Raw genomic sequence first — 19,894 nt, forward strand, 5'->3', positions numbered from 1 at the left:
CGAGAAGTGGGTCATGAAATTGACTTCGGAAAAGATAAAGAACCTGTCGATCGTGACAGTGGTTGGGGCCCGACCTCAGTTCGTCAAAGCGTCGGCGGTTTCGCGGCTGATCGATAGCAAACCCAATGTAGATGAATTTATCATTCACACTGGTCAACATTATGATCATAATATGTCCGGGCTTTTTTTTGAAGAATTGGGTATTCGTAAGCCGGATGTAAATCTAGGAATTGAATCAAAAAGGCACGGTGATCAGACAGGGCGGATGTTGTCGGCAATCGAATGCCACCTCATCGACCAAAAACCGGACTGGGTTCTGGTATACGGGGACACGAATTCGACGCTGGCGGGCGCGCTGGCAGCATCAAAACTTAATATACCGGTAGCTCATGTCGAAGCCGGGCTTAGATCATTTAATAGAAAGATGCCGGAAGAAGTGAACAGGGTCGTAACCGACCATTTATCTGACTTGATGTTCGCCCCCACGATTGCAGCCGTGGAGAACCTCAGACGCGAAGGCCGAGCTATGGAGCATGTCATCAATGTCGGTGACGTGATGTACGATGTAGCGCTCAGAGTGGCGGGAAAAGCCGCGCACCAGAGCGATATACTGACTTTGAATAACCTTCGCCGAGGCACTTACGTGCTTGGCACGGTACACAGAGCCGAGAACACCGATGATAGAAGTCGGCTAGAAGCTATCGTAAATGGCGTTTCCAAAGCTGCCGAACATGTCGAAATCGTCCTCCCATTGCATCCCCGGACGAGGGAGAGAATGAGACAACATGGGTTATCCCTCAGCTCCAATGTCAGAATTATCGATCCCGTCGGCTACTTGGATATGACAAGTTTGCTAATCTCGGCTTCTTCTGTTTTTACCGATTCTGGCGGCGTTCAGAAGGAAGCCTATTTCCACGGTGTTCCGTGTCTGACTTTGCGAGACGAGACGGAATGGGGCGAACTCGTCAGTCTTGGGTGGAACACGCTCTTGCCCCCGGTCCATGAAGACGAAATCGCAGAAGCGATCGGCAGCATTAAGCGGCCTCAAATGTCGGATTCGAAACCACTCGTCTATGGAAACGGGAATACGTCAAGCCTAATACTGGAACATCTGATGACAATGGCTGCGCGATAAATCCTCAGTGGCAAGTCCGACGATCCCGTCCGCCCACATTCTGGCAAGTTTTGAGGCGGGTCGTATTTAAACGGTTATGTCAGATTTTCGCCATATGCTATTTTGTCTGCCTGTCGCGCGCCGCGAGAATATTCGTGTAACGACGCCGCGTTGAAAACGGCGATCGTTAGGACAATGGCCGCGAGCCATGTCGTCTGCCATAGACCGTACGCGACGAAACTGATCGTGAAAAGCCAGGCCATTACGCCTGTCGCCATGCTTTGTAGGGTATGACAAACGGTGGCAACAACAAGCCACGCGGTGCGCCCCAAGATTGCAACACCAACCATCAAACCGACGATACCCAAATTGGACCAGAGCTCCAGAGCATTGTTGTGGGCATGTGTCGATATGCCGTCCATCACCTGGAAGGCTGGCTGCCTTTCTGCGAAGGTTGGCAAAAGTCGGGTGGTGTCGAGCCCCCATCCGAGCCATGGCCGCTCCAGGACCGCGACCGCGACGTAGTCCCAGATTTCGATTCGCGCCTCGGCAGCCATGCCGCTGGGGAGGAACGGGATGTCGACGGAAAGGCGTTCCGCGCCGTAGGCCCACAAAAATGGCTGAGCCAATGCCACGATGACAAATCCCGTAGTCAGGACAAAGGGCCCGACTCTTCCTTTCCACGAAGCCAGAATTATGCCAATGATCGCCAGGATGGTTGCCAGCTTTGCGGCGTGCGATTCACTCAGCGCGACCGAGAGCAGCGCCAGACCGAAAAGTGCAGCTGCGACAAAGGTGTATCCATTCAGTTTGAACCAGATGATGGCGACGACGCAAAATCCAAGGACGAAACTCAATCCGCGATTATAATCTGCCGTGATCCGCTCGGCTCCCCCGTACAGCCCTCCTGCGATAGCCATCGACAAGTCCATGCCGCTAAGAATATCGACCACCATGAAGACCATGCTCACGCCGGCTCCCGCCAGGATTGACCACATGATGGCGGGCGCGCTTGCCCGGAGAAGGTCACCCGCGCCCCGAGACAGCATAACGAGAACCAGGAAGATTATCGGCAGCAGATTGATGGCGCGGCTGATGCTACGCTCCGGGCTGATTGACCACAAAATGCTTGCGGTCGCCCATGCCAGAAATGCAACCAATAGTGCTGTCAGAACTGGGTCTTCAGGTTGCAATCCTGACCAACCTGCACGGCGTACGGTCGCGGCGCCCAGGGCCAGCACGAACACGGCAGCAGCCGGTGTCACGAGGTTCGGAATGGCGGGAAACAGCGCGGATCCCAAACCGAACGTCAGTATGGCAACAGAGTTGACGATCGGGTCTGCATCGTCTCTATCTGGTCTGTGTGGAGAGATCATTTCGTTTCCCTGATGGGGATCGGCCGAAAAAGCCGACCGGAGAATTTTCCAGCCTCGGCTGAACCTCAAGCCCTGCCTGTCCGCCTCAGTGCATGACGGCTAGGGTGGCTCAAGCGAACGTGTACGAAAGAGCGACCTGTTGCCGATGTTCAAAACAGTCATAGACAGTTCAGACCGCCTGATACATGGAGAAACTGGCCCTGTCGAGATTCAGGCCATGGCAAACGGGTCGCGAGGGTGGCTCGCTTCAATTCAATGATCAGAATCTGTCATTTTTCATCCGCCCATAGCGCGAACGATATTCGAATATTCGGTAAGGAATGTCGCAGTCTGGCGCGGGCGGGCTACGATGTTCACCTGGTTGCAGGACGAAGCTTGCGCGGACCAGTCGACGGCGTGACAATTCATCCGCTCACGAGCAAACCACACGGCCGCATCAGGCGCATCGCTGTCGATCCCTGGGTGCTGTATCGGCAAGTTTTGGCATTGGACGCGGAAATTTATCATTTTCACGACCCGGAACTGCTGGTTGTCGGCTTGATGCTGAAACGGGCAGGAAAAATTGTCATTTATGATGCGCACGAAGATCTGGCTACCAACATATCCGAAAAGTCGTGGCTACCCAGCTTGGCGCGTCGTCCCGTTGCCTCGGCAGTTATCCGCGTGGAGCGCTATGTTTCGAAGCGGTTAGATGCCGTCGTCGCAGCCACACCTCACATCCGCAGTCGCCTTGGCAGCTACCAGGAACAGACCGTCGACATCCGCAATTACCCTGATCTGACTGAACTTCCATCCCGTCCGACTGAGCCCCGCCCTTTCGCCGAGCGAGATACGGCTGTGTATATTGGCTCCATTACCGTGGCCCGCGGGATCCACGAAATGGTCCTCGCCAACGATCGGGCGTCGTCGAGCCTTACCTTGGCCGGCAATTTCGCTTACGGATCCGAAAGGACCGAAACCGTTTCGTTGCCTGGCTGGTCCAGAGTGATCGATCGAGGAACTCTGGACCGGTCAGAGATCTGGAAACTCCTTGGATCCGCCTACGCAGGGCTGGTGTTATTCCACCCGACTCATAGCCATGTATCTGCTATGCCGACGAAGCTGTTCGAATATATGGCGGCCGGCATTCCCGTTATCGCATCGAATTTTTCGCTCTGGCGCGATATTGTTGAGGGAGCTGATTGCGGCATTTGCGTTGACCCACTGGATCCAGAGGCGATCGCATCGGCGATGACATATCTTCGCACCAATCCCGACCTCGCCGGCGCTATGGGCGCACGTGGAAGGCAATCTGTTCACGAATTATATAGCTGGGCAGCTGAAGAACGCAAACTTCTGTCCCTATATAATGATCTTCTGATTTAATTTCTGAATTTTCACCACAATCTAAGTGCAGGATTAATACTTATTGAAATATTCAATAATATAGCACTCCATTGAAACGAAACTTTTTGATCCGTTTTTCGTGGCAGATCGGGGCCGAAAATAATTGGAAATGGAATTGACCTGCAGGCCATCACCAGCGGTGCTTCTCAATGATCATCAGTTCGGCCATCCCGCGAAGATCCGACAATGCCGAAAATCTGCCCCATGTCTGGATCATAAAAGCTGGTGAACCTCTTCCGATCGACGCCTCGGTACGCCCCCTTCGAGGCGCCGCGGTCGCGAAAACGCTGGCGGCACGTGGCGCCGACGTAACGCTTTGGGCGTCGACTTTCTCCCACCAGACCAAGCATCACGTGTTCTCCGAGCAGACAGAAATGAAGCTCGGACCCGGGCTGACATTGATCGCGCTTCACGGTCCTGCCTATTCGGCCAACGTCTCCGCGGCGCGATTTCGTAATCATCGAGCGGAAGCCAAAGCCTTCCTTCGCGAGGCCGCCCGCCGCCCCCGGCCTGATATCATTGTCGCGGCCATGCCGACTCTCGATCTGGCCGAAGCGGCGGTAGCGTTTGGCAAGGCCAACGACGTTCCGGTCATCATCGACATCCGTGATCTATGGCCGGACGCATTGCTGTTCCGCCTGCCTCGGCTCCTTCGCGGCCCGGCGCGATTGGCTTTGGTACCGTTTTACCGCCAACTTCGCCGGACAATGCGCGGTGCGAGCGCCCTCTTCGCGATCTCCGATGGAATGCTGGAATGGGGACTGGGTTTTGCCGCACGGCCTCGCGCCGACGCAGACCACGTATTTCGCTCGGCATACCGTCCAGCCGAGATCGACGCGGAGGCGGAGCGCCGTGCACTTGATTTCTGGCGCGAAAACAACATCCTTGTCGACCCGCGACCCCATATCGCCGTCTACGCCGGCACCCTTACCCATCGCGCGGGCCATCGCCTTCTGGACGTGATCAAGAGGTTTCGGTCGAACGGCAGCGATCTGGTGAACTGGCGGCTTGTGATTTGCGGCGCCGGTCCGTTGCTCGCGGATCTGCAATCCGCATCAGCGGGCGACGACCGTATCGTGTTTCCCGGCTGGCTAAATTCTCCTGAATTGTCCGTCATTCTACAACACGGCGATGTAGGACTGCTACCTTACCCGAACGAACCTGATCTGTTGCAGGCATGCCCGAACAAATTTGCTGAGTATCTCTGCCATAGCCTGCCGGTGGCCTCCCTACTCGACGGGGAGGTCGGGCGAATGATCAGGGAAACCGGGTGCGGCTGGGTGTGCAATGACGCCGAAGCGATCATCGAAGTTTTCCGACATCAGGTTCCGCAGCAAGACAGGCTTCGGGAAATGCGATGCGCGGCTCGCACGCTTTTCAGCCAGTCATTTGGTGGCGACCAGGTCTTTGACGCCTATGCGGATTGCGTGGAAACGATTGCAGCAACACCGACAAGCGCGCGACGATCTCATATTCACAACATACTAATGTAATAAATTACAAATTACACTCGACAGACGGATTGAATGCCTGTACGTCGCTGTCCAATGCCTTTTCCGTCCGAGGTCGGAGGCTCATCGGCGACAGAGGTAAGTCATGTCTGATCATTCGGCGCGCACGTCAGACGAGCGCCTTTCGCATCTCGCTCGTCTGGAGGCCGAGAGCATTCACATCATGCGCGAGGTGGTCGCCCAGTGCGCGCACCCCGTGATGCTGTATTCCATCGGCAAGGACAGCAGCGTCATGCTGCATCTGGCGCTGAAGGCGTTCTATCCGTCGAAACCGCCCTTCCCCCTGCTTCATGTCGACACGACCTGGAAGTTCCGGGAAATGATCGAATTCCGGGACCGTCGGGCTGCCGAGCTGGGGCTGGATCTATCGGTGCACATCAACCCGGACGGTGTGCGCGACGGCATCGGGCCGTTCAGCCACGGCTCGGCCGTTCATACCGATACCATGAAGACCCAGTCCCTCAAGCAGGCGTTGGATAGGGGCAAATTCGATGCGGCGTTCGGCGGTGCCCGCCGCGACGAGGAGAAGAGCCGGGCCAAGGAGCGCGTCTTTTCGTTCCGGACCGCCGGCCATCGCTGGGACCCCAAGAACCAGCGCCCGGAGCTGTGGAACCTTTATAACGGCCGGGTCGCCAAGGGCGAAAGCATTCGCGTCTTTCCGTTGTCGAACTGGACCGAACTCGATATCTGGCAATACATCTATCAGGAAGGCATCCCGGTCGTTCCGTTGTACTTCGCGAAACCGCGCCCGGTGGTCGAGCGTGACGGCGCGCTGATCATGGCCGACGACGACCGTCTGCCGCTCGAACCCGGCGAAACACCGCAGATGAAGTGGGTCCGGTTCCGAACACTCGGCTGCTATCCGCTGACCGGCGCTGTGGAAAGCCGGGCAGAGACACTGCCGGAGATCATTGCCGAAATGCTGCTGGCGCGCACCTCGGAACGTCAGGGGCGCGTGATCGACCGCGACCAGGGCGCGTCGATGGAATCGAAAAAGCAGGAGGGCTATTTCTGATGACCGCCCCCGATAGTTCTCTCAACGATACATCCCTCTCCGCCGCCGCAGAACAGCTAGAGGCCTATCTCGCTGCCCAGGAAGGCAAGGATCTGCTGCGCTTCATCACCTGCGGGTCGGTCGATGACGGCAAATCGACCCTGATCGGCCGGCTGCTCTATGACAGCAAGCTGCTGTTCGACGATCAGCTCGCCAGCCTTGAGACCGAGTCGAAACGGTTCGGCACTACCGGGCCGGACGCCCTCGACCTCGCGCTTCTTGTCGACGGATTGGCTGCAGAACGCGAGCAAGGCATCACCATCGACGTCGCCTATCGGTTCTTCGCGACCGACAAGCGCAAGTTCATCGTCGCCGACACCCCCGGCCACGAGCAGTACACCCGCAACATGGTCACCGGCGCGTCGACGGCCCAGACCGCCGTGCTGCTGGTCGACGCCCGCAAGGGCATCCTGACCCAGACCCGCCGGCACAGCACGATCGTCGCTTTGCTCGGCATTCGCCATGTCGTGCTGGCGATAAACAAGATGGATCTGGTCGGCTGGGACGAGACCGTGGCCGCCGCGGTCGAGGAAGAATACCGGCGTTTCGCCGCCGATATCGGCATCACGGATATCACCTGCGTTCCGCTTTCCGCACTGACCGGCGGCAACGTCACCATCCCGGCACCCGAGGCACCGTGGTATCAGGGCCCCACCCTGCTTGGACACCTGGAGACCATTGCCCCGGACGCCATCGATGCCGCCAGGCCGTTCCGCCTGCCGGTTCAGTGGGTCAACCGCCCGCATCTCGATTTCCGGGGCTTCTCCGGGACCATCGCCAGCGGCACCGTGCGGCCGGGCGACCGGATCGCTGTCCTGCCCGGCGGCACGACGTCGACGGTCGAGCGCATCGTCACCCTCGACGGCGATCTCGATCGAGCTATCGCCGGGCAAGCGGTCACGATTACTCTGGCCGACGAAATCGATGTCAGCCGAGGCGACGTCATTGCCGCCTTCGACGCCCGCCCCGAGGTGAGCGACCAGTTTGGCGCCCATATCGTGTGGATGGACGAGGATCAGCTCTTCCCCGGCCGGCGCTATACGATGCGCATCGGAACCGGTACCGCCGACGCCCAGATCACCGACATCAAGTACAAGGTCAACGTCAACACGCAGGAGCATATCGCCGCCAAAACCCTGCATCTGAACGACGTCGCAACCTGCAACATCTCGTTGAACCGGCCAATTGCTTTCGACCCCTACGCCGAGAACCCCACCACCGGCTCGTTCATTCTGGTCGACCGGATCACCAATTCGACCGTCGGCTGCGGGATGATCGATTTCGCGCTGCGCCGGGCATCGAACATCCACTGGCAGGCAACCAAGGTCGACAAGGCGACACGCGCGGCGACCAATCAGCAGACTCCGTGCGTGCTCTGGTTCACCGGCCTGTCGGGTGCCGGCAAGTCTACGGTCGCCGATCTGGTGGAACAGAAGCTGCAGGCGCTCGGCCGCCATACCATGCTTCTGGACGGCGACAATGTTCGCCACGGGCTGAACCGCGACCTGGGATTCACCGACGAGGACAGGGTGGAGAATGTCCGTCGCGTCGGTGAAGTCAGCCGCCTGATGACCGACGCCGGACTGATCACCCTGGTCAGTTTTATCTCGCCGTTCCGCAGCGAGCGCCGTATGGCCCGGGACCTGTTCCCGGAAGGCGAGTTCATCGAAGTCTTTGTCGATGCCCCGCTGGAGATCTGCGAAAGCCGGGACGTCAAGGGCCTCTACCAGAAGGCGCGAAGCGGGAGCATTCCCAACTTCACGGGCATTTCCAGCCCTTATGAGGAGCCTGAGGCGCCGGAGATCCACCTGCACACTGACCAGAGCGACGCTAATCGCTGCGCAGACATCGTGATCGCCATGTTGCGCGAGCGGAGCTTCATCTGACGGAACCCAGAGGCAACCCACGCAGCCAGGCCGGCTGATGACATCGTCCCGGAAACGGTCAGGCGATATCTTCGGCCGCGTCGCTGCGTCCCGCCGCCTTGCGGCGCAGGCGCTCCATCAGCCGGGGTAGCCAGAGTGACAAGATCAACAGAGCGAGCAGCAGGAATGTGATCGGGCGCTCGAACACGTATTCGATGCGCCCACCACTGATCTGGTACGAGCGCAGCAATTCGCCCTCGGCCATGCTGCCGAGCAACAGTCCGATTACGGCGGCCGGTATCGAGTAGTCATAGCGCCGCAACGCCCATCCGAACATGGCGAACACCAGCAGCGTGATCGGACCGGCCATGTTGCCGGTAAGGCCGTAGGACCCGAAGGCGGACATGGCCAGAACACCGGGGATCAGATATCTGAGCGGCACCTTCACGATGGCCGCCAGCAGCTGAATCATCAGCAGGCCGACGAAGAACAGCAGGAAACCCTGAACAAGATTGGCCATGATGACGGCATAGGCGACATCGCCCTGGTCGCGCAGAAAGCCGGGCCCGCCGGTGATGTTATGCATGGTGAATGCCGCCAGCAGGATTGCTGTCCCGGCGCCGCCGGGGATGCCGAGCGCAAACAGGCTGACCATCGAGCCGCCTTCGGAGCTGGAATTTGCCGATTCCGAGGCGGCGACGCCGTTGGGATTGCCCTGGCCGAACGACGACGGATCTTTCGACCGGCGCCGCGCCTCGCTATAGGAGACGAGATTGGCGACCGACGAGCCCACGCCGGGAACCGCGCCCACCAGAACACCGATGATGCCGCCGCGAAGCAGGGTCGACGGCGATTTCAGCCCCAGTTTCAGCCCGTCGATCACGCGGCGGAAGCTGACCCGCCGGCCAGCGGCACCACCTTTCACCAGATAGGCGTTCCCGGAAATCGAGAACAGCTCCGACGCGGCGAACATGCCGATCATGGCCGGCACGACGGCGATACCGTCGATCAGATAGGCACTGCCCAATGTGCCGCGCATGACGCCGTTCGGGCTCATGCCGATGGTCCCGATCAACAGGCCGAACACACCGGCCAGAAGGCTGCGCGACAGGTGCTTGCCCTTGAGCGTCGCGATCAGCGTCAGACCCCACAGGATGACGACGAACATCTCCGTCGGCCCAAGTTTGAGCACGATGGTCGATAGCGGCTGAATAAGGACCAGAAGGATGAAATAGCCAGTCAGCGTGCCGATCGTCGACGCGATCAGGGCAACACCCAGCGCCTCGTTGTGGCGACCCTGGCGCGACATTGGATATCCGTCGAAGGTGGTCGCAACGGCCGACGATGTGCCGGGAATGTTCATCAGAATGGCCGATACGCCGCCGCCGAACTGGCCACCGGTAAAGATGGCGGTCAGGAACAGCATCGCGGTCAGGAAATCCATGGTCAACGTGGCCGGCAGGAAGACCGCCATCGCCATGCTCGTCTGAAGCCCGGGAATGCACCCGAAGATCAGGCCGATCATGAGCCCGGGGATGACGACCAGCCATGGCGTCCAGGACGATCCGAGCAGCGCGAACGCCCCGGACAGATCGGCAAGATCGATCATCGGACCCTCACAACAGCAGGATGGGCATGGGATAGGGGATCAGCCAGCGGAACGCGATGGTGACCAGCACCGCAAACCCGACCGAAAGACCGACAACGAACAGCGGACGCCGTTCACCGTCGATAAGCAGGCTGACCGCCATGAACAGGGCCGTCGCCACGTCGAAGCCGAGATAAGGGAGCGAGAGAATGTAAAGGCCGAACGTGCCCATCAGGACCGCCGGCCTGAACCGCTGAAGTAGCGTTTCAGGCTCGGAAGCGGCGCCACCCGCCTCTGAATCCGGGGCGGGAGCCGATTCAGGATCTGACGTCGCATCCAGCTTCGGCGCCCGCAATGCTGCCGACAGCACGTCGTAGAGCACGATCAGGCACATCGCCAGCGCCAGGATGCTGGCCGGCAGCACCAGAATAAGATTACGGACCCTGTTCGAGGCCTCCCAGGCATCATGGAGATAGAAGATCGTAATGCCCGCCATGATCGCAATCAGGGCGCAATGCCCCCAATCGATGCGGGCACTCAGGCGATCGCTGTTCATGACGGACACTCCGCAGACGCACGAGCAGAACGGGGCGGTAAAGTTCGGAAGTGGGGCGGCGGTGGCTCACGCCGGCCGCCGCCCCACAAGCCGATCGCCGTCAGTCGAGCAGGTGGCCGTATTCCTGCAGAACTTCGTATGTCGTCATCACGGCATCGGTCGTCGCTTCGGGACCGAGCCAGTCGGCACCGATCGAGTTCTCCTCGAGATGCGCGATGAATTCGGGATTCTCCAGCGTCCGGCGATAGGCATCGACCAGTGTCTGGAACCGGTCGGGATACTGATCGCGGAATTCGGCCGAGGTCGCCAGTCCGCGGATCGAGCCGCTGAGCACCGGGATTTCCAGATCAAGTTCGGCCAGCGCCTCGTTGACCGGCGGTGCGTCCCAATTCGGCGCCGGCGTGTCGCGAACCACCGCCAGCGGCGTGATCATTTCGCGGATGCCTTCACTGCCTTCGCCGCCAAGGATCGTGAAATCGACCTGGCCACCGGCGACGGCGGTGCGCGCCGCGCCACCGCTTTCATAGGTCACGACGTTGAGGTCGGAATCGGTCAAACCGGCGGCGTCGAGCAGGATGTAGGTGGTCAGATGCCCGGCCGACCCCGGCACGACGCTGACGCTGTGCTCGCCCGGATTTTCGGAAATGGCCTCGATCATTCCGGCCAGGGACGTAATGCCGAGATCGGCGTTGGCGGCAATGATGTCCCAGTCCGACCATTGACCGTTGACGAACGCGAAATCCTCCAGCTCGTAGTCAGCGCCGGTATTGATGATGCTGTTCGCCAGGTAAGGCGAAATCGCCGTCGCGAGCACCGTATACCCGTCATCCGGCTGTGCTAGAACGTAGGTCGCCGCCAATTGGCCGCCAGCGCCTTCGCGATTTACAACTGTGATCGGCTGACCGAGCTCTTCCGGCATGAACTGCGACAGAGCGCGGGCCGTGCGGTCGGCACTGCCGCCGACACCGAACCCGACGACGAAGTTGAGCGGACGCTCGGGCCAGTCGTCCTGGGCCGACGCCGTGGATGTGACGCCGACCATGCCGGCGACGGCAAGGCACAGTCCGGTCGTGAGTAAGGGCGTTGATGCGGTCATGGTTCGGGTTTCCTCCACTGGTGCAGCCCGCTTTACGGCGGGACTCGTCTTGTCATCCGGACCCCACTCCGTCGAGGGACGCGTGGTCGATCCGACGATTGCTTAACATTGACAATCGTCCCAAGCGCTTCCACAATTGTCAACCATTAGCATACTCCGGTACGGATTTGACGCTTCGAATGTCGGGAATCACTGCGGCGCCTGGCTACGAGATGAAGGTCAACCTATTGATAAAATTATAGGAATTTCCTGATAGGGAGGACTGTCTGTTGCCGGGCCAGGATGGGTGGAACGAACGATTGTCGACAATAGACTCGTCATTGTCAGCAATTCGGTCCGCGGATGACGCCATCGCCACCGATCGGCCGGAGTCGGGTCCGGACTCAGGAGGCGACCGCTCGGCGACCCTCGGCGACCGTGTCTACGAACAGCTTCTCAATGCCATCATCACCGGCGATCTGCCCCCCGGCGCGAAAATCGGCGAGGTGGAACTGTCGCGGCGATTCGGCGTCAGCCGGGGCCCGTTGCGCGAAGCGATCCGGCGCCTGGAAGAACGTCGGCTCGTCGTCTACACACCTCATGTCGGCGCCCGGGTCGTGGAGTTGTCGAGCGAGGTTCTGCTGGAGACGTTTCTGGTGCGCGAAGCCATGGAGGGCATGGCGGCGCGGCTGGCGGCACAACGGATGAGCGACCAGGAGGTCGGCGAATTGGCCGATCTACTTGCCGATCACGAGCAGGTGCTTCAGGGCACAGATGTTTACTATCAACGCGACCACGACTTCGATTTTCACTATCGCATCGTGAAGGGCGCGCGGAACGATCTGATCGAAGGCATTCTGTGCGGCGACCTCTATCAGTTGCTGAAACTGTACCGATACCAGCACCGCGGTTCGCCGGGACGGGCCAACCGTGCCCTGCTGGAACACAAGCGCGTCCTTGGGGCAATTCAGGACCGTGACGCCGATCTGGCGGAAATTCTGATGCGCCGGCACATCACGACGGCACGCGCCATACTGCAAGGTAATCTGACCAGTCTCTCGGCGTTGGCGGATGCCGACGACTGACTGATTTCGGGACCGAACCGGGGGCAAGAAACCCCACCGAAAAGAAAACGATGGAGAAATGACGTGAAAGCATCGACGGCACTGCGCCAACTCATGAAGGACAATCCCCCCGTCATCGCACCGGGCGCCTATGACGGCCTGTCGGCGCGGCTCGTCGAGCGGGCCGGATTTCCGGCCGTTTATGCCAGCGGCGGCGCGATTTCCCGCAGTACCGGCATCCCGGATCTGGGCCTGATGAGCATGAATGAAATCGTCGCTCGGCTGGAAACCATGGTCGATGCGATATCGATCCCGCTGATTGCCGACGCCGATACCGGTTACGGCAATGCGCTCAACGCCCAGCACGCCGTCAAGGCGTTCCAGCGCGCGGGTGTCGCCGGCTTCCATCTGGAAGATCAGAGCTTTCCGAAGCGGTGCGGCCATTACGACGACAAGGGCATCGTGCCTACCACAGAGATGACGCAGAAGATCAAGGCGGTGAAAGACGCCAGCGAGGACCCCGACTTCGTTCTGATCGCGCGCACCGACGGTCTGGCCGTCGAGGGCTACGAAAAGACGATCGAACGCTCGCACGCTTACATGGACGCCGGCGCCGACGTCATCTTCGTCGAGGCGCCGACAACGGTGGAGCAAATCGAATCCATCGCCCGCGACCTGCCCTATCCCAAGCTGATCAACATGTTCGCCGGCGGCAAGACACCGCTGGTTCCCGCCGCCCGGCTGGGCGAGCTCGGCTATGCCTTCGTGATCATCCCCAGCGACACCCAGCGCGCGGCGATCGGTGGCATGGAAGCGGCACTCGAAGCCATCGCCCGCGACGGCCACTCCGGATCGGTGCAGGAACGCATGGTCACCTTCAAGGGGCGCGAAGAGATCATCGGTACCGCCGACTATATGGCGCGGGACAAATCCTATGCCGTCTGACGCGGCCGCGCGCCGCATCCGCTTTCGCGACATGCTGGCTTCGGGGCGGCTGATCGTCGCTCCGGGCGCGCATAACGGACTCAGCGCGTCGATGATCGACCGGACCGGTCACGCCTGCATCTACATGACAGGGTCCGGCGTCGCCAACGGCCTGACCGGCAAGGCCGATGTCGGGCTGCTGACGATGACGGAAATGGCGATGATGGCCCGGTTCGTGGTCGAGGCGTCGGGCGTGCCGGTAATCGCGGACGCCGACAACGGCTATGGCAATGCCGTCAACGTGATCCGCACGGTCCGGGAATACGAGGCCGCCGGGGTCACGGCCCTGCATCTCGAAGATCAGGTAATCCCCAAGCGTTGCGGCTCGATCGCCGGCAAGGCCGTTGTCCCGGCAGAAGAAATGGCCGGCAAGATCCGCGCGGCCACCGACGCCCGCCAGGACGCCAATCTGGTCATCATCGCCCGCACCGACGCGCGCGGCGCGGTCGATCTCGACGACGCGATCAGGCGCGGCCAGATTTATGCCGAGGCCGGCGCCGACATGATCTTTCCCGACGCCTTGCTGTCGGTCGAGGAATACGCCCGCTTCGCCGCCGAAGTCCCGGGGCCGAAAGTCTTCAACATGGGCGGCTATGCGCGCAAACGCACAACGCCAAAGTTGCCGCTCGCAGAAGTCGCCGCCATGGGATACGCGGTCGTGCTGTTTCCGCTGGCGTCGATCCGGGCCGGTATACGGGCGGAATGGGACATGCTGAACGGCCTGCGCGAGCGCGGGACCGAGCACGAGATCGAGCATCTGGCCGATCTGGATGGCCATCCGGTCGAGAACTGGTACGAGTTTACCGGCATTTCGGACGTGCGCGCGCTGGAAGAAAAGTATCTGCCCGAAGACGATGTGGCGGCGCGCTATGCCGGCGGCGCGGGCCACCGGCCCGGCGACGTCTAAGCACGGGGTTCAGACGATCAACACAATAGGTGCCGCCAGTGGAGCGCGCGCCATTCTGGTGAAGAACGCATGGGGAAGAACGCATCATGATGACCGCGAGCCGCGATAGCCTGGGAACCCGGAGTGAACTGGACGTCAATGGCCGCCGCGTCGGGTATTACAGCCTCGATGCCGCAGAGGCCGCCGGGGCTGGAGCGGTCACGCGCATGCCCCGTTCGGCCAAGGTGCTGTACGAGAACCTGCTGCGCCACGAGGACGGCGTAACGGTCACGCGCGACCATCTGACGTCGTTCGCCGAGAACGTCGCCGCGACACGCACCGAACGCGAAATCTGGTTCCATCCAACCCGCATCCTGATGAATGACAGCGCCGGCATTCCGCTGATGGCCGATTTCGCCGCGCTGCGCGGCGCCATGGCGCGCAACGGCGGCGATCCGTCCAAGGTCAACCCGCAGATCCCGTCCGATCTGGTCGTCGACCACTCGGTCATGGTCGACCATTTCGGCAATGACGAAGCGTTTGCCGCCAATCTCGATCTGGAATTCGAACGCAACGGCGAGCGCTATCGCTTCCTTCGCTGGGCGCAGAACACGTTCGATAATTTCCGCGCCGTTCCGCCCGGCACCGGCATCTGCCATCAGGTCAATCTGGAGGCGCTGGCCCGCTGTGTCTGGACGTCCAGCGACGACAACCGCACCACGGCGTTCCCTGAAACCCTGCTGGGCACGGACAGCCACACCCCGATGATCAACGGCATGGGCGTTCTGGGCTGGGGCGTCGGCGGTATCGAGGCCGGCGCCGCGATGCTGGGCCAGCCGGTCACCATGACGGTGCCGCGCATCGTCGGCTGCCGGCTGGACGGCCGCCTGCCCGTCGGCGTCACGGCGACCGATCTGGTGCTGACCCTGACTGAAACGCTGCGCAATGTCGGCGTGGTCGGCGCGTTCGTCGAGTTCTTCGGCGAGGGGCTGGAAAGCCTGCCGCTGTCGGACCGCGCGACGCTGGCGAACATGGCGCCGGAATACGGGGCGACCATGGGCTTCTTCCCCTGGGACGCCGAGACGCTGCGCTATCTGGAACAGACCGACCGCGGCGGCGACCACCTGGACCTGGTCGAAGCCTATGGCCGCGCTCAGGGCCTGTGGCATGACGCCCACGGCCCGCAACCCGATTTCCCCGAACTCGTCACCGTCGATCTGTCGTCGATCGTCCCCTGCATTGCCGGGCCGCGCCGCCCGCAGGACCGGATCGCGCTTTCCCGTGCGGCCGAGGCTTTCAAGACCGAGGTGCTGCCGAAACAAAAGCCACTGCCCGAGGGCGGCGCGCCGGTCGCCGGCCGGGATTGGACGCTGGATCACGGCGATGTCGTTGTGGCGGCGATCACGAGCTGCACCAACACGTCCAACCCGTCGGTCATGCTGGCCGCCGGATTGCTGGCGAAAAAGGCAGTGGAACGGGGCCTGACCTCGAAGCCATGGGTCAAGACCTCGCTCGCGCCCGGCTCGCGCGTGGTCACCGACTATCTGGTGGCCACCGGCCTGCAGCCCTATCTCGACCAGTTGGGCTTTCAATGCGTGGGCTACGGCTGCACGACCTGCATGGGCAATTCCGGCCCGCTGGCGCCGGAAATTGCCGACACGATCCAGAACAACGACGTTGCCGCCGCGGCCGTGCTGTCGGGCAACCGCAATTTCGAAGGCCGTGTCCATCCGCATGCCCGCATCAACTATATCGGATCGCCGCCGCTGGTCGTCGCCTATGCGATCGCCGGTACCATGGCGCTGGACCTGCTGACGGAACCGCTCGGCCATGACGGCGACGGCAAGCCGGTCTATTTCTCCGAACTCTGGCCCAGCGACGAAGAATTGATCGCGGTCGTCAACGATGCCCTGACGCCGGAGCGTTTCCGCGCGCGCTACGGGACGACACTGTTCGAGGGCGATGCCCGGTGGAAGGAATTGTCGGCCCCGGAAGGCGCGCTGTTCGAGTGGCCGGACGACAGCCTTTACATGAAGGAGCCGCCATTCTTCCTGAATTTGGGCCCGACGCCCGATCCGGTGACCGACATCATCGGCGCCCGGCCGCTGGCAATCCTGGGTGACTCGATCACCACCGACCACATATCGCCGGTCGGAACGATCACGCCAACATCCGCCGCCGGCAAGTTCCTGATGGAGCAAGGCGTCAGCGCGAAGGATTTCAACTCGTTCGCCGCGCGGCGGGTCAATCACGAGGTCATGACCCGCGGCGCCTTTGCCAATATCCGCCTGCACAACGAGATGGCGCCCGACCACGACGGCGGCTGGACTCACCATCACCCGTCGGGTGACCTGCTACCGATGCACGAAGCCGCTGCCCGATATAGGGCGGAGGGCGTGCCCCTCGTCGTGATCGCCGGTCGAGACTATGGCGCCGGGTCGTCGCGTGACTGGGCCGCCAAGGGCACGTGGATACTGGGTGTTCGGGCCGTGATCGCCGAAGGGCTGGAACGCATTCACCGATCGAACCTGGTCGGCATGGGCGTCCTGCCGCTGCAGTTCAAGGACGGCGTGACCCGCGAAACCCTGGGCCTCGATGGCACGGAAACGATCACGATCCGGGGCCTGGACGGCGCCATTACACCGCGCATGGAGGTGACGGCAGAGATCACGCGCGCCGACGGTTCGGTCGAGCGGGTGCCGCTGGTCTGCCGTCTCGATACGAATATCGAGGTAACCTATTACCAACAGGGCGGCATTCTGCAATACGTGCTGCGCAACGCCATGGGATCGGCATGACAATGGCCGCGAACCCTTCGCCCCTGCGCCGGTTTCCAGCGGTGTTCATGCGCGGCGGGACCAGCAACGCGTTGGTTTTCCAGCCGCGCGACCTGCCCACCGACGCGGCGGAACGCGACGCCGTGTTCCTGGCGGCGCTGGGCAGCCCCGATCCCGGCAAGCGTCAGCTCGACGGCATGGGCGGGGGCATGTCGTCACTGTCGAAGGCCTGCATCGTCTCGGTGTCGGACCGTCCCGACGCCGATGTCGACTATACCTTCGCCCAGATCCCGGTGAACGGGTTGCGCGTCGACTACAGCGCCAATTGCGGCAACATGTCGTCGGCGATCGGTCCGTTCGCGGTCGAACAGGGGCTGGTCGCCGTCAGCGGCAACGAGGCGGTGGTGCGCATCTTCAACACCAACACGAACAAGATCATCGTCAGTCGCTTTACCGTAGCGGACGGACTGCCCGTCATCGACGGCGAATTCGTCAATCCCGGCGTTGCCGGCAGCGGCGCACCGATCCGGCTGGACTTCGTTCAACCGGGCGGCGCCGCGACCGAAAGGTTGCTGCCGACTGGCGCAACACGGGACGTACTGGAACATCCGAACCTGCCGGGCCCGATTACGGTCTCTGTCGTCGACGCCACCAATGCCGCTGTTTTCGTCGATGCCGAAAGCCTGGGCGTATCGGCATCGATCACGCCCGACTCCATGGAGGCCGACACGGCGTTGATGGAACGGCTCGATCTGATCCGCCGGCTGGCCGCCGTCAAGGCCGGCATGGCGCCCGATATTACCGCGGCCGCGCGTATTCCCGGCAATCCGAAGGTCGCGCTGGTCGGGCCGCCCTCGGCCTATTGCCTGACCTCCGGCGAGGCGGTCGATGCTGACGGCGTGAACATACTGGTAAGGATGCTGTCCATGGGTCAGGCGCACCGGGCGATACCGTTGACCGGGGCGTTATGCACGGCGACCGCCGCGGCCATCGAGGGCACGGTCGTTCATGCCCGCGCCCGTCCCGTCGACGCCAAAAAGAATGGCGGGGCTTTCGCCATCGGGCATGCATCCGGCATTCTGCCCGCGGTTGCCGATGTGGAGCGCACAGCGGAAGGCACCTGGACCGCCAACAGCGCCGGTGTCTTCCGGACCGCCCGACGGCTCATGGAGGGCAACGTTACCGTCTCGGCGGCCCGCGTCGCCGACCTGCTGGGACGATCCCGGGCCGAAGCGGCCGAATAAGTCGCGGCTTGTGTTGCGGCAGGCGTGGATTGAAGGGATTGGCTGCATCGTCGGCATCACCCGTCACGCTTCACGCATCAGCGTATGCTGGTCGACCAGATATCGATCGAACAGAGGCAGACTCGCCGCCCCTAGCGCCCGGCCGATGGAGCCGATCGTGCCGGCCTCGATCTCGGGCATATCAAGGCCCTGCAGGTCGTGGGCGCCGATGGCGCGGCGGGTCGCCGCGACCAGCCGATCCCGAACATCCCGCGGCATGCCGCCATCGATCACCACCGCCTCGAAGTCGATCATCGATACAGACGCTACGATGGCATGCGCCAGTCCCCGGGCGACGGCGGTGATCCACCGCTCGACATGATCGTCGATGGCGGCCCAATCGCCGGACGCCTGCCATAGCGGCGACGGATCCTGGCCGGCCGCCAGCAGCATGCGTTCCAGCACCAGCAACGAGGCCTGATCGATGAGCTGTTCGGGTTTGCCGCCGGGTCCGGGAACGGGCATCGAGCCCAGCGCGCCGGCATTGCCCGTGCGCCCGGTATAGAGGCTACCGTTCAGGACGATGCCGCCGCCGATGAAGGTGCCGATGTAGAAATAGATGAAATCCTGTCGGCCCGTTTGATCGCCGAACAGCAGTTCCGCGGCACAGGCCGCCGTGGCATCGTTCTGAAGATATACCGGATAGCTGCAGACATCGGCGATTTCCGCGCGCATGTCGACATGGCGCCACTGATCCATGGCGTCGGCGGGAGCGCCGACTTCCTCGTGCCAGTTCCAGAGTTGAAAGGGCATGGCGACACCGAAACCGGCGATCCGCTGGCGCAGATCGGCATCAAGCTCGTCTATCAGAGACTCCATACCTTCGGCCACGAAGGTGATAATGGCGCGCGGATCGGGAAAGCGATAAGCGCGACGGCATTTGCCGCGCACAGTGCCCAGAAAATCGATCAGTACCAGCTCGGCGCTCCGGCGCCCGACCTTGAGGCCCAGACAGAAGGCACCGTCGGCGTTGATCGACAGCGGAACCGACGGCTGGCCGACCTTGCCGCGAATGGGATCGCCCCTGATCAGCAAAGCCTCAGCCTCCAGCGCGCGCATGATTACCGAGATCGTCTGCGCCGACAAGCCGGTCATCCTTGCCAGTTCCGTCTTGACCAGAATACCGTGACGACGCACCAGGCTGAGCACCAGCCGTTCGTTATAGGCCCGCATGCCGCTCTGGTTCGAACCACGCAGCTGCTGGCCCCCGGGCTGCGTCAGCCCACCCGCTCCCACCATGCCGGGTCACCTCTTCCCATTTCAGGTCTTTCCCATTTCCGGCCCCACTGCCCGTCCCATTTCCTGGACGGCCTGTTTCGACTGTTGTCCCTGGAGGCGACCGGAACGATGCGGCGGGTACCGGCACCTGTCAATC

Annotated in this window: 15 protein-coding genes; 10 read left to right on the plus strand and 5 right to left on the minus strand. The window is 61.7% G+C overall.

The window, feature by feature from the left end; genetic code table 11:
• Positions 1-13: 13 nt before the first annotated feature.
• A complete protein-coding gene (locus ABZ728_RS11015) occupies positions 14-1,135 on the plus strand; it encodes a non-hydrolyzing UDP-N-acetylglucosamine 2-epimerase (protein WP_366656154.1) in 1,122 nt (373 codons plus the stop codon).
• A gap of 74 nt (positions 1,136-1,209) precedes the next feature.
• On the opposite strand, the gene ABZ728_RS11020 is transcribed toward ABZ728_RS11015, so the two are convergent.
• Positions 1,210-2,490, minus strand: coding sequence for an O-antigen ligase family protein (locus ABZ728_RS11020; RefSeq protein WP_366656155.1), 1,281 nt, complete (start codon positions 2,488-2,490; stop codon positions 1,210-1,212).
• Between the two features lie 237 nt (positions 2,491-2,727).
• On the opposite strand from ABZ728_RS11020, the gene ABZ728_RS11025 reads away from it, so the two are divergent.
• The 4 genes from ABZ728_RS11025 (at position 2,728) to cysN (ending at position 8,327) form a co-directional block, all read left to right on the plus strand.
• Positions 2,728-3,855 (plus strand): glycosyltransferase family 4 protein, encoded by a 1,128-nt coding sequence (locus ABZ728_RS11025; RefSeq protein WP_366656156.1) that lies wholly within the window; start codon positions 2,728-2,730, stop codon positions 3,853-3,855.
• Positions 3,856-4,025: 170 nt separating this feature from the next.
• Positions 4,026-5,369, plus strand: coding sequence for a glycosyltransferase (locus ABZ728_RS11030; RefSeq protein ID WP_366656157.1), 1,344 nt, complete (start codon positions 4,026-4,028; stop codon positions 5,367-5,369).
• A 103-nt stretch (positions 5,370-5,472) separates the two neighbouring features.
• Positions 5,473-6,402 (plus strand): sulfate adenylyltransferase subunit CysD, encoded by a 930-nt coding sequence (gene cysD, locus ABZ728_RS11035; RefSeq protein WP_366656158.1) that lies wholly within the window; start codon positions 5,473-5,475, stop codon positions 6,400-6,402.
• On the plus strand, positions 6,402-8,327 hold the full coding sequence (gene cysN, locus ABZ728_RS11040; RefSeq protein ID WP_366656159.1) for a sulfate adenylyltransferase subunit CysN: 1,926 nt from the start codon (positions 6,402-6,404) through the stop codon (positions 8,325-8,327). The genes cysD and cysN overlap by 1 nt, the downstream gene beginning before the upstream one ends.
• Before the next feature lie 58 nt (positions 8,328-8,385).
• On the opposite strand, the gene ABZ728_RS11045 is transcribed toward cysN, so the two are convergent.
• The 3 genes from ABZ728_RS11045 to ABZ728_RS11055 all read right to left on the minus strand — a co-directional run bounded on the left by ABZ728_RS11045 (position 8,386) and on the right by ABZ728_RS11055 (position 11,546).
• The gene (locus ABZ728_RS11045) at positions 8,386-9,915 is read right to left on the minus strand and encodes a tripartite tricarboxylate transporter permease (RefSeq protein WP_366656160.1); all 1,530 of its coding nucleotides are present in this window, start codon (positions 9,913-9,915) and stop codon (positions 8,386-8,388) included.
• Positions 9,916-9,922: 7 nt separating this feature from the next.
• On the minus strand, positions 9,923-10,450 hold the full coding sequence (locus tag ABZ728_RS11050) for a tripartite tricarboxylate transporter TctB family protein (protein ID WP_366656161.1): 528 nt from the start codon (positions 10,448-10,450) through the stop codon (positions 9,923-9,925).
• 100 nt (positions 10,451-10,550) lie between these two features.
• Entirely contained in the window at positions 10,551-11,546 is a 996-nt protein-coding gene (locus tag ABZ728_RS11055; RefSeq protein ID WP_366656162.1) for a tripartite tricarboxylate transporter substrate binding protein, read from the minus strand.
• 299 nt (positions 11,547-11,845) lie between these two features.
• On the opposite strand from ABZ728_RS11055, the gene ABZ728_RS11060 reads away from it, so the two are divergent.
• The 5 genes from ABZ728_RS11060 (at position 11,846) to ABZ728_RS11080 (ending at position 18,480) form a co-directional block, all read left to right on the plus strand.
• On the plus strand, positions 11,846-12,610 hold the full coding sequence (locus ABZ728_RS11060; RefSeq protein ID WP_366656163.1) for a GntR family transcriptional regulator: 765 nt from the start codon (positions 11,846-11,848) through the stop codon (positions 12,608-12,610).
• A 63-nt stretch (positions 12,611-12,673) separates the two neighbouring features.
• Positions 12,674-13,534, plus strand: coding sequence for an oxaloacetate decarboxylase (locus ABZ728_RS11065; RefSeq protein ID WP_366656164.1), 861 nt, complete (start codon positions 12,674-12,676; stop codon positions 13,532-13,534).
• Positions 13,524-14,480 (plus strand): isocitrate lyase/PEP mutase family protein, encoded by a 957-nt coding sequence (locus ABZ728_RS11070; RefSeq protein ID WP_366656165.1) that lies wholly within the window; start codon positions 13,524-13,526, stop codon positions 14,478-14,480. Before ABZ728_RS11065 ends, ABZ728_RS11070 begins: the two co-directional genes overlap by 11 nt.
• 86 nt (positions 14,481-14,566) lie before the next feature.
• Positions 14,567-17,257 (plus strand): aconitate hydratase AcnA, encoded by a 2,691-nt coding sequence (acnA, locus tag ABZ728_RS11075; protein WP_366656166.1) that lies wholly within the window; start codon positions 14,567-14,569, stop codon positions 17,255-17,257.
• 2 nt (positions 17,258-17,259) lie between these two features.
• Positions 17,260-18,480, plus strand: coding sequence for a PrpF domain-containing protein (locus ABZ728_RS11080; protein ID WP_366656167.1), 1,221 nt, complete (start codon positions 17,260-17,262; stop codon positions 18,478-18,480).
• A 63-nt stretch (positions 18,481-18,543) separates the two neighbouring features.
• Here ABZ728_RS11080 and ABZ728_RS11085 read toward each other — a convergent pair whose 3' ends face one another.
• Complete coding sequence (locus ABZ728_RS11085; RefSeq protein WP_366656168.1) at positions 18,544-19,758, minus strand: ROK family transcriptional regulator; 1,215 nt, start codon at positions 19,756-19,758, stop codon at positions 18,544-18,546.
• Between the last annotated feature and the right edge of the window lie 136 nt (positions 19,759-19,894).

This window comes from Fodinicurvata sp. EGI_FJ10296 (assembly GCF_040712075.1).
Lineage (GTDB): Bacteria > Pseudomonadota > Alphaproteobacteria > DSM-16000 > Inquilinaceae > JBFCVL01.

Excerpts from the sequence above, each read along its gene's own strand:
- ABZ728_RS11015 (WP_366656154.1), top strand. The coding sequence starts at position 14 with ATGAAATTGACTTCGGAAAAGATAAAGAACCTGTCGATCGTGACAGTG.
- ABZ728_RS11020 (WP_366656155.1), bottom strand. The coding sequence starts at position 2,490 with ATGATCTCTCCACACAGACCAGATAGAGACGATGCAGACCCGATCGTC.
- ABZ728_RS11030 (WP_366656157.1), top strand. The coding sequence starts at position 4,026 with ATGATCATCAGTTCGGCCATCCCGCGAAGATCCGACAATGCCGAAAAT.
- cysD (WP_366656158.1), top strand. The coding sequence starts at position 5,473 with ATGTCTGATCATTCGGCGCGCACGTCAGACGAGCGCCTTTCGCATCTC.
- cysN (WP_366656159.1), top strand. The coding sequence starts at position 6,402 with ATGACCGCCCCCGATAGTTCTCTCAACGATACATCCCTCTCCGCCGCC.
- ABZ728_RS11045 (WP_366656160.1), bottom strand. The coding sequence starts at position 9,915 with ATGATCGATCTTGCCGATCTGTCCGGGGCGTTCGCGCTGCTCGGATCG.
- ABZ728_RS11050 (WP_366656161.1), bottom strand. The coding sequence starts at position 10,450 with ATGAACAGCGATCGCCTGAGTGCCCGCATCGATTGGGGGCATTGCGCC.
- ABZ728_RS11055 (WP_366656162.1), bottom strand. The coding sequence starts at position 11,546 with ATGACCGCATCAACGCCCTTACTCACGACCGGACTGTGCCTTGCCGTC.
- ABZ728_RS11070 (WP_366656165.1), top strand. The coding sequence starts at position 13,524 with ATGCCGTCTGACGCGGCCGCGCGCCGCATCCGCTTTCGCGACATGCTG.
- acnA (WP_366656166.1), top strand. The coding sequence starts at position 14,567 with ATGATGACCGCGAGCCGCGATAGCCTGGGAACCCGGAGTGAACTGGAC.
- ABZ728_RS11080 (WP_366656167.1), top strand. The coding sequence starts at position 17,260 with ATGGCCGCGAACCCTTCGCCCCTGCGCCGGTTTCCAGCGGTGTTCATG.
- ABZ728_RS11085 (WP_366656168.1), bottom strand. The coding sequence starts at position 19,758 with ATGGTGGGAGCGGGTGGGCTGACGCAGCCCGGGGGCCAGCAGCTGCGT.